This window comes from Pseudomonas sp., from assembly GCF_026224925.1.
Taxonomy (GTDB): Bacteria; Pseudomonadota; Gammaproteobacteria; order Pseudomonadales; family Pseudomonadaceae; genus Aquipseudomonas.
Genome location: NZ_JAMFRV010000289.1, coordinates 1 through 8,773 on the forward strand (window position 1 = coordinate 1; position 8,773 = coordinate 8,773).

10 protein-coding genes are annotated in these 8,773 nt (G+C 58.2%); 2 read left to right on the plus strand and 8 right to left on the minus strand.

The genetic code is table 11. The features are described 5' to 3' along the window. Nucleotides 1-45 precede the first annotated feature (45 nt). Nucleotides 46-465 (plus strand): MFS transporter, encoded by a 420-nt coding sequence (locus M0974_RS12540; protein ID WP_297836750.1) that lies wholly within the window; start codon nt 46-48, stop codon nt 463-465. Nucleotides 466-598: 133 nt separating this feature from the next. On the opposite strand, the gene dxs is transcribed toward M0974_RS12540, so the two are convergent. The 4 genes from dxs to M0974_RS12560 form a co-directional block, all read right to left on the minus strand. Next, complete coding sequence (gene dxs / locus M0974_RS12545) at nt 599-2,497, minus strand: 1-deoxy-D-xylulose-5-phosphate synthase (RefSeq protein WP_297836729.1); 1,899 nt, start codon at nt 2,495-2,497, stop codon at nt 599-601. A gap of 153 nt (nt 2,498-2,650) precedes the next feature. Next, entirely contained in the window at nt 2,651-3,538 is an 888-nt protein-coding gene (gene ispA, locus M0974_RS12550) for a (2E,6E)-farnesyl diphosphate synthase (protein ID WP_297836732.1), read from the minus strand. Then, nucleotides 3,535-3,777: an exodeoxyribonuclease VII small subunit gene (locus M0974_RS12555; protein WP_297836734.1), complete on the minus strand. Its 243-nt coding sequence runs from the start codon at nt 3,775-3,777 to the stop codon at nt 3,535-3,537. Before M0974_RS12555 ends, ispA begins: the two co-directional genes overlap by 4 nt. A 176-nt stretch (nt 3,778-3,953) precedes the next feature. Next, nucleotides 3,954-4,391: an Lrp/AsnC family transcriptional regulator gene (locus M0974_RS12560; protein ID WP_297836737.1), complete on the minus strand. Its 438-nt coding sequence runs from the start codon at nt 4,389-4,391 to the stop codon at nt 3,954-3,956. Nucleotides 4,392-4,533: 142 nt separating this feature from the next. On the opposite strand from M0974_RS12560, the gene M0974_RS12565 reads away from it, so the two are divergent. Beyond that, nucleotides 4,534-5,433: a DMT family transporter gene (locus M0974_RS12565; protein ID WP_297836740.1), complete on the plus strand. Its 900-nt coding sequence runs from the start codon at nt 4,534-4,536 to the stop codon at nt 5,431-5,433. A gap of 134 nt (nt 5,434-5,567) precedes the next feature. Here M0974_RS12565 and M0974_RS12570 read toward each other — a convergent pair whose 3' ends face one another. From M0974_RS12570 to M0974_RS12585, 4 genes are read right to left on the minus strand one after another with little or no spacing between them, the layout of a single operon-like run. Beyond that, nucleotides 5,568-6,314, minus strand: a complete 747-nt coding sequence (locus tag M0974_RS12570) for a GGDEF domain-containing protein (RefSeq protein WP_297836742.1) — start codon at nt 6,312-6,314, stop codon at nt 5,568-5,570. Between the two features lie 7 nt (nt 6,315-6,321). After that, the gene (locus M0974_RS12575) at nt 6,322-6,711 is read right to left on the minus strand and encodes a DUF1987 domain-containing protein (RefSeq protein ID WP_297836745.1); all 390 of its coding nucleotides are present in this window, start codon (nt 6,709-6,711) and stop codon (nt 6,322-6,324) included. Between the two features lie 21 nt (nt 6,712-6,732). Then, a complete protein-coding gene (locus M0974_RS12580; RefSeq protein ID WP_297836747.1) occupies nt 6,733-7,302 on the minus strand; it encodes a SiaB family protein kinase in 570 nt (189 codons plus the stop codon). After that, nucleotides 7,299-8,465, minus strand: a complete 1,167-nt coding sequence (locus tag M0974_RS12585) for a SpoIIE family protein phosphatase (protein WP_297836753.1) — start codon at nt 8,463-8,465, stop codon at nt 7,299-7,301. Before M0974_RS12585 ends, M0974_RS12580 begins: the two co-directional genes overlap by 4 nt. Between the last annotated feature and the right edge of the window lie 308 nt (nt 8,466-8,773).

The window sequence follows — 8,773 nt, forward strand, 5'->3', positions numbered from 1 at the left end:
CGGGCACATGATGGGCAACGAACATCTGACCGAAGCTGGCCGCGCGTGACACGCAACAACGTCCGTCGTCGATTGGCACTTGCGTGGTGGTGGCAACTGTTTGTGACCCTGGCGCCGCTGTTTGCGGTTAACGCTATTTTCGGCACCAGCGAAGCGCTTGTTCCTATTCTGGCGATGCCAATGTTCATCGCCGGTATCGCGTCGATGTTTGTCAGTTTGAAATACTTCGGCCCTTACAAGCGTGCGCTAATAGCCACCGAAAAAGCCTTGGATACCCCAGAAGAACCGGCTGCGTGGATACAGTTGGCGGCATACCGCCGCATCGCCTTCCTGGCCGCCGGTTTACCCGCCTGGATCGGTGCCTTGGCCGTATTCGTTGGGCTTGAGGCAGTACCGTTATTCCTCCTGGCGTTCTCCAGCGTCGTCCTGCTGTATCTCTACCGCATCCCCCGCCAACTGGGTTGAACCAAGTCACCACAAGCATCTGTGGGAGCCAATTCATTCGCGAAGGGCAACAGCGCGGTAGTTCAGATAAGCCGCACCGTCTGCTTCCCGAACAAGTTCGGTCCCACAGAAAATTTCGTCAGGCAGCCAGTTTTTAGCGAGCCATTAAGTCCAGTCGCTGCTTGATCGATGCTTCAATCCCGGCTTCGTCCAGTCCGCATTCAGCCAGCATTTGCACAGGCTTGGCGTGTTCGACGTAGCTGTCTGGCAAACCCAGGTGCAGGACGGATTTGAGGATGTTCTCCCGCGCCAAAAACTCGCTGACAGCCGCACCGGCGCCGCCCATGATCGCGTTTTCTTCAATGGTCACCAGCAGTTCATGCCCAGCGGCCATCTGCAGAACCAGCGCCTCATCCAACGGTTTGACGAAGCGCATGTCAACGACGGTGGCATCCAGCTTCTCAGCGACTTTCAGGGCTTCGGCCAATTGCACGCCGAAGACTAGTATTGCGACCTTTTGCCCCGTGCGACGCACAACACCTTTGCCGATTTCCAACGGCTCAAGGCCGCTGTCGATCACTGCATTCGGGCCCGTGCCGCGCGGGTAACGGACCGCTGCGGGTCCGACGTGCAAATACCCAGTGTTGAGCATTTTGCGCAGTTCATTTTCATCGCTTGGCGTCATCACCAGCATGCCGGGAATACACCGCAGGTACGACAAATCGAAGCTGCCCGCGTGAGTCGGGCCGTCTTCACCCACCAAACCAGCGCGGTCGATGGCAAACAGCACATCGAGATTCTGCACCGCGACGTCATGGATCAATTGATCGTAGCCGCGCTGCAAGAACGTTGAGTAAATAGCTACCACCGGCTTGGCGCCTTCGCAGGCCATGCCGGCAGCCAACGTAACGGCGTGCTGCTCAGCGATGGCGACGTCGAAATAACGTTCTGGAAAGCGTTCGCTGAACTCAACCAGGTCCGAGCCTTCTTTCATCGCCGGGGTGATGCCGACCAAGAGCGGATCGGCCTCGGCCATGTCACAAATCCATTGACCGAATACACCGGAATACTTTGGTCCGCTGGCCTTTTTTGGCGCGGCAGCCGGGGCGTCCAGTGGCTCAAGCTTGGTAATCGCGTGATAACCAATGGGGTCAGCTTCCGCCGGGGCGAAGCCTTTGCCCTTTTTCGTGACCACGTGCAGAAACTGCGGCCCCTTGAGGTCGCGCATGTTGCGCAGCGTGGCGATCAGCGTGGGCAAGTCGTGGCCGTCGATAGGGCCGATGTAATTCCAGCCCAGCTCTTCAAACAGCGTGCCGGGGACCAACATCCCTTTGGCGTACTCTTCAGTACGGCGGGCAATTTCCCAGGCGCCGGGCAGGCGAGACAGCACTTTTTTACTGCCTTCACGCATGTTGGCGTAAGTGCGGCTTGAAAGAATTTTGGCCAGATAGTTCGACAGCCCGCCGACATTGCGTGAGATCGACATGTCGTTATCGTTGAGGATAACCAGCATGTCAGCGGCCACTTCCGGCGCGTGGTTCAGCGCTTCAAAGGCCATGCCGGCAGTCAAGGCACCGTCACCAATGACCGCGATGGCTTTGCGCGAGCTGTTCTGCAAGCGCGCGCCCAGGGCCATGCCCAGTGCGGCGCTGATCGAGGTGCTGGAGTGGCCGACGCCAAAGGTGTCGTACTCACTTTCGGCGCGACGTGGGAAGGCTGCGATGCCGTTCTTCTGGCGCAGGCTGCCCATTTGATGCCGGCGACCGGTGAGAATCTTGTGTGGATACGCCTGATGGCCCACGTCCCAGACCAATCGGTCGTCCGGGGTATCGAAGACGTAATGCAAGGCGATGGTCAGCTCGATAACACCGAGGCCAGCACCGAAATGCCCGCCAGTCTGGCCTACGGTGTAGAGCAGTTCCAGGCGCAGTTCATCCGCCAGGGTTTCCAGCTCGGCTTCACCCAACCGGCGCAAGCCGTCCGGCGTATTCGCGCGGTCCAGCAATGGCGTAAGTGGGCGCTCGCGGGGGATCTCTTTGAACGTCGTAGGCATCAGGCGAATCGATATAAGTAAAAGAGGCGGCAGTTTACCTGATGCATCGCAATGCTGCCCGCGAAGCAGGCCAGAGGATGATCAGACAATGAAAATATTCACGTAGGTTCTAGACCCGACTGATGTCAGTCAGTTCGTTGCTATGGGGCATTTTCAGCTGCGTCGCTCAACGATATAGCGCGCAAGGTCACGCAACGGCTCGGCGGCCGCGTCGAAAGGTCGCAGTGCCTGCAGCGCCTGATCACAGAGTTCCAAGGCATAACCTTTTGCGGCATCGAGCCCCAACAGTGCGGGATAGGTTGGTTTGTCACGGGCAATATCGGCACCTTGGCGTTTGCCGAGGGTGGCGGTATCACTTTCGACATCAAGAATATCGTCTTGAACCTGGAACGCCAGGCCGACAGCTTGAGCGTACGTCTGCAGGAGGTTGAGCTCGGTTTTTTCGGCGCGCCCACTGGCCAAAGCGCCCAGGGTAACGCTGGCCTCGATCAACGCGCCGGTCTTGTGTCGGTGCATAAACGCTAATGCCGCTTGATCAAGCTTGAGGCCCACTGAACCCAAGTCAATTGCTTGTCCACCGACCATGCCCGCTGGCCCGGCGGCTTGCGCCAGGACGCTGACCATCTTAAGTCGGGTGTCGGCGTCTTGCGGCGTCAGGGCTGAATCAAGCAACACACTGAAGGCAAGGCTTTGCAGGCCATCACCCGCCAGAATCGCACAGGCTTCATCGAAGGCTTTGTGTGTGGTGGGCTGGCCACGACGCAAATCGTCGTCGTCCATCGCCGGTAAATCGTCGTGCACCAGCGAATAAGCGTGGATCAGCTCTACTGCGCAGGCAGCGCCATCGGCCAGCGCCGGAGATGAACCCAGCGCCTCACAGGCGGCATACGCGAGTAAGGGGCGAACGCGCTTGCCACCGTTCATTACGCTGTAGCGCATGGCGGCGTACAGGCGGGTCAACTCGGGGCTGGGTGCCAGAAACAGGCCATCCAGGGCCGCATTCACGCGAGCCTGGGTACGAGCCTGATAGATGGCAATCATTCTGGCTGGTCCGCATCGAAAGGCTCTTCAGCCAATTCGCCATCGCGTTCGAGCAGAACTTGAACCTTTTGCTCGGCTTGGGCCAAGGCACCTTGGCAGTCACGGGTCAGGCGAATACCTTGCTCGAAGGCGGTCAAGGAGTCTTCCAGCGACAGCTCGCCGTTTTCGAGACGTTCTACCAGCGTTTGCAGATCAGCGAGGGATTGTTCGAAATCCAGTGCAGCTTTTTTGCGGGCCATGGGGGGCGATCTCGAAAGACATTAAACCGGCGCGACACTAGCAGAGCGACGGCGTTGGGGCAAATCACAGGGCGGTTAAATGCTGTGGGACCGAATTCATTCGGGAAATGGGCACTGCGTTTTTTCAGACAAACCGCGTCGCTTTCTTCCCGAATGAATTCGGTCCTACAGATTATTCACGCCATCGGCGGTAGTCTTCTTTTGACTGGGGTTTTCTTGACGATGGCGGTGTTGGTCTCTGCGTAGGCATTGAGTCCATCGAGCAAGGTGTCCAGCTGTTCCATGGAGCGTACGTGCAGGCGGGCGATGAAGCAGTCGTCGCCGGTGACTTTGTCGCATTCAGTAAACTCGGGGATCGCCTGGATCTGCCGTTCTACCTCCTGCAATTGACCCGGATGAGGGCGTACGCGGACGATGGCCTGTAACTGGTAGCCAAAGTATTTAGGGTCAATTTCGACGGTGTAGCCTTTGAGCACGCCGCGCTCTTCAAGCCTGCGCAGGCGTTCCGCGACGCTGGGTGATGACAAGCCGCTGATTTGCGCCAAGGCCTTCAATGAGCGTCGGGAATCTTCCATCAGCGCGCCGATCAGCACCTGATCAATGTCATCGGTCATCTCAACCTCGTTAGGCAATTCATCAAATTCGCCTTGATAAGAAAGGCATAAACAGATTCTAGCCTTCTATTGGTTCTGGAGAAGCTCCCGTCGATTATCCATACTTTAGCCATCTAAACCGCCCTATCAAAGGAACCCAGGCATGAATACTTCATTGCGTCGCGGATCACTGGAAATGATCGTTGCCATGCTGATATCCGGCACCATTGGTTGGTTCGTGCTGGTGTCCGGTCAACCTGTGTTGGACGTGGTGTTCTGGCGCTGTGTGTTCGGTGCCGCCACTTTGCTGGTGATCTGCGGTGCATTGGGTTTCTTGCGGCGCGGCATATTAACTCGCCAGATTTTTGCCTTGGCAGTGCTCAGCGGTGTCGCCATCGTTGGCAATTGGCTGCTGCTGTTTGCCTCCTATTCCAGGGCGTCGATAGCCATTGGCACGGCGGTGTATAACGTTCAGCCGTTCATGTTGGTGGGATTGGCCGCGTTGTTCCTGGGTGAAAAAATCACCCTGCAAAAGTTGCTGTGGCTTGGCGTAGCGTTTCTCGGAATGCTGGCGATTGTCAGTGCCCACGGCGACCAGGGTGAAACCGGCAGCGAATACCTGCTGGGCATCGCCTTGGCATTGGGCGCGGCCCTGCTGTATGCCTTTGCCGCGTTGATCATCAAACGCCTGACCGGCACGCCGCCGCACTTGATTGCGCTGATTCAAGTCAGCACTGGGGCACTGTTGTTGGCGCCTTGGGCGCACCTCAGCGGATTGCCGCAACAACCGGCAGTGTGGTCCAGCCTGCTGACCCTGGGCGTGGTGCACACCGGCATCATGTACGTGCTGCTGTATGGCGCGATTCAAAAGCTGCCGACTGCACTGACCGGCGCGCTGTCGTTCATCTACCCAATTGCGGCGATCTTCGTCGATTGGTTTGCCTTCGGGCATCGTTTGAATCTGGTGCAGTGGCTGGGCGTGGTTGCGATATTGCTGGCGGCGGCGGGGATGCAGCAGGGATGGGGAGTGCGCTCAAACCGGGTTGCCGCGCCGTCACGCTGAAAAAACAACCCTCTGTGATCTCCTGTGGGACCGAACTTGTTCGGGAAGCGGTCGGCGCGGTTTATCTCATTAACCGCGTTACCGCCTTCCCGAATGAATTCGGTCCCACAGGTTGTGCATCGGTGATCAGGTAGTTAACCCGCAACCTCAACCCGATTACGGCCTGCGCGTTTGGCGCAGTACAGCGCGGCATCGGCGAAGCTGTAGGCGGTGTCGAACTCGGTGCCGCCGGGGCTGATGCTGACGCCGAAACTGGCGGTGATATGCCGATTTACCGGGGCTGCGAACACATGGCTAGCGATGGCGTCACGCATGGCTTGGGCAAGCTGAACGCCGTCTTCTAGGTTGCCTGTGGGCAGCAGCACGGTGAACTCTTCGCCGCCGACTCGGCCGATAATCCCTCTGTCGCCCACGATGCGTCGCAAGCAGGTGACAATGCCCTGAATCACAGCATCGCCGGTGGGGTGGCCGAAGTCATCATTGACGCGTTTGAAGTAATCGATGTCCAACACAATCATCACCACGCTGCCCGCACGTAGAGCCTGTCCGGCCAGTTCGATCACTGCGCCACGGTTTAACACACCGGTCAGCGCATCATGAGTCGCCCGGTGTTCGAGCTGCTGCGCCAAGGTCTTCAGCTGCAGGTTCAGCGCATTCATTTCACGCTCGGCGCGGTCGCTGCGGCCAATCAGGCGCCGAGTCTCGCGCATCAAGCGTTCGAAGTGAGTGATCAACTCGCCCAGCGATTGGCAATAAACATGGGCGTCAGCGTCGGGAGCGGCATGCGCGGCACGGGCATTATCCAGCGCAGCGTTCTCGCTTTTGAACAAGTCTGGCACTTCGTTGATGAGCGCGTTCTGAGAAGCAGCTAAAGCGGGCATGGTGTCCTCACTGAGTTGAAACCGGGTGATCGGTGAAATCGATGGCTTTGAAATCGGCTTGCAACTCCTCGCCGAACTCAAAAATCGTTTCGTCCTCTTCGTCGTGGTACCAATTCATTTGCACCGTGTTGCCAGACTGCACCGAGCGGTCCAGCGCGTCGAAAATACTAAACAACATTTTGGTGCTGGAGCTGTTGAAGTACGCCAAGGCCACGTTGGCGGTGATCGCCACGCCTTCACAGGACGCCAGGTACTCGCGCAGCTGCCCAATGATCGGGGCATAGAACGCCGCTGCGTTCTCCGGGTACGACTCGCCCTTGAGTGACAACAAATGTTGATCAAAACGAAAGTCGACCTCCGGAGAGGTGGCCGTTGCGGCGATGTGCAGGTTATCCATGGCTCGTGTCGCTCTTGTTGTTCAGATGATGGCTTTCAGACAAAACAGCGTGCTGTCAGGTTCGTCTGCGCGGGGGTGGAAGGCGAACTCCAGCGGCGCGCTGGCATCGCGTGCCATGGTCAAAAAGCCCAGCCCCGCGCCTTTACTGTCTATCGGGGTTTCGGCGCGCAACGAAGCCTTGTACGCCAGCTTGATCTGCTCGAGGGTCATGTCTCGCAACGGCTCCAACTTCTCGCGCAATGCGCCGACGTCGCAAGTGGCAATTGGGTTGGCGCACAGCATCAGGTGGCCTTCCGGATTGGCGGTGATGCACACCGCGCCTTGGCGTAATGCACTGCTGTCTGGGCCGGGAGGCAGCGAGTCCGATGAGTAGTGAATGATGTTTTGCGACAGCTCGACGAAAGACGAGAACAGCTTGCGACGTGTCGGGCCGCTGACGCCGGACACCTCCAACTGCAGCTTCACCACTTCGGCCATGGCGGCGACGATGCTGTGGGAGAAGTAGCCCATGTGGTAAAAAATCACGTTGCGTTGCTGGGCCATGTCGAAAAACGCGCAGTCCTGATCGGACAGAGGCGAAAAAACACTCATAGGTTGTCCTGAATACGGGCACAAAATAGGGTCAGGTCGTCGCGACGGGTTTGGGTGGCCTGCCAATCGCTGAGGGTTAATCGCAATTTTTCGCAGATCACGCCGGCCGTTTCGCTGCGGTGCTCCAGGATCACATCACAGGCCTGGCGCTTGCCGAAGGCGATCTTGCGCGGCCCGCCGATCTGGTCGATCAAGCCATCGGTGGCAATGAACAACACACTCTCAGGCGGCACTGCGACGGTGGTTTGGGTCCACTCATAATCGGCACGACTGTCCACGTAACCGACGCCCATGCGCTGGCCGGCAAGGGTGTCGAACTGATCGGCGTCGGGCCTGAGGATATGCAGGGCAATCCGCGCACCGGCAAAAGTAAGCTCCGAGCGCTGGGTATCGAACCAGAAAAACGCGGCATCCATGCCGTCGTCAGATTCGGGGCTGTCGTCGACGCCCTTGACCTGACCTAGCAAGCCTTTGACGCTGCGATTGACCGCCGCCAGCAACGCAGCAGGATTCTGCGGGCCCAATTGTTCAAGTGCCTTGGACAATGACGATGAAGCGATCAGCGTCATGAACGCGCCTGGTACTCCGTGCCCGGTGCAATCGGCGACTGCGCCGAACCAACCCTCGGGGTGGGTCGCGAAATGGTAAAAGTCTCCGCCGACGACATCGCGCGGTTCCCACACCAACGCCGCATCCCGCAGGGTCAGGGCCAGGGTTTCCCGTGAGGCGCGCAGCATGGCGCGCTGAATGACGCTGGCGTATTCGATGCTTTGCATGATCTGACGGTTTTTCTCCGCCTGCATCGCCGCCACGACGCCCATCAATTGCAGCCCGTTGCCGAGTCCGAGAAAGCGGCCTTCACGAGTGACGATAAAACCGTCAGCCAGGGCCTTCTCGCCAAATTCCACGGTTTTGAACGTCAGCGCTTCAATGCTCATTCCAGCGTCGACAACCAGCGGCTGTTTGTCCATGAAAGCGATGCAGCTTTTCTTGTCGTACAGCTCGCGGTGAAACGGTTTGCTCATCTGCGACAGAAAAATATTGCGGTTAATTAACCCAATCGGCTTGTCGTCTTCCAGCACCGCAAGACTCGTCAGATCCCGGTGCGAGGCAAACATTTCCATTACGTGAGCGTTGGAGCCAGCTACCTCGATGGTCGGCATCGTCTGGCACAAATCGCCGGCACACCGATGATCGCCCGGTATTTCGGGGCGACGAAAAGGCGAGAACGCTGGGTCCATGAAGGCGTATCCGGTAGCCAAGTGAAAGAGTGATGTTAAGTTGCCATTATTTCGGTTGTATGACAGGACGTCGTGGGGGCGGGGATTTCGTGAATTGGGCCAACTGTAGGAGCGCGCTTTCCCCCCATCGGTTAGACCCAAACACCCGGAAAAATGATTTGCGTTGCTGTCCGACGAAGGCCCAAAACCCATATAGCCGGCACCCGCGCTCCGACACGTGCTTTAACAGC

What these genes read in the sequence shown, in the direction of transcription:
- M0974_RS12575 (WP_297836745.1), bottom strand. Translation starts at nt 6,711, where the DNA reads ATGGATAACCTGCACATCGCCGCAACGGCCACCTCTCCGGAGGTCGAC.
- M0974_RS12560 (WP_297836737.1), bottom strand. Translation starts at nt 4,391, where the DNA reads ATGACCGATGACATTGATCAGGTGCTGATCGGCGCGCTGATGGAAGAT.
- M0974_RS12570 (WP_297836742.1), bottom strand. Translation starts at nt 6,314, where the DNA reads ATGCCCGCTTTAGCTGCTTCTCAGAACGCGCTCATCAACGAAGTGCCA.
- M0974_RS12585 (WP_297836753.1), bottom strand. Translation starts at nt 8,465, where the DNA reads ATGCCGACCATCGAGGTAGCTGGCTCCAACGCTCACGTAATGGAAATG.
- M0974_RS12555 (WP_297836734.1), bottom strand. Translation starts at nt 3,777, where the DNA reads ATGGCCCGCAAAAAAGCTGCACTGGATTTCGAACAATCCCTCGCTGAT.
- M0974_RS12565 (WP_297836740.1), top strand. Translation starts at nt 4,534, where the DNA reads ATGAATACTTCATTGCGTCGCGGATCACTGGAAATGATCGTTGCCATG.
- ispA (WP_297836732.1), bottom strand. Translation starts at nt 3,538, where the DNA reads ATGATTGCCATCTATCAGGCTCGTACCCAGGCTCGCGTGAATGCGGCC.
- dxs (WP_297836729.1), bottom strand. Translation starts at nt 2,497, where the DNA reads ATGCCTACGACGTTCAAAGAGATCCCCCGCGAGCGCCCACTTACGCCA.
- M0974_RS12580 (WP_297836747.1), bottom strand. Translation starts at nt 7,302, where the DNA reads ATGAGTGTTTTTTCGCCTCTGTCCGATCAGGACTGCGCGTTTTTCGAC.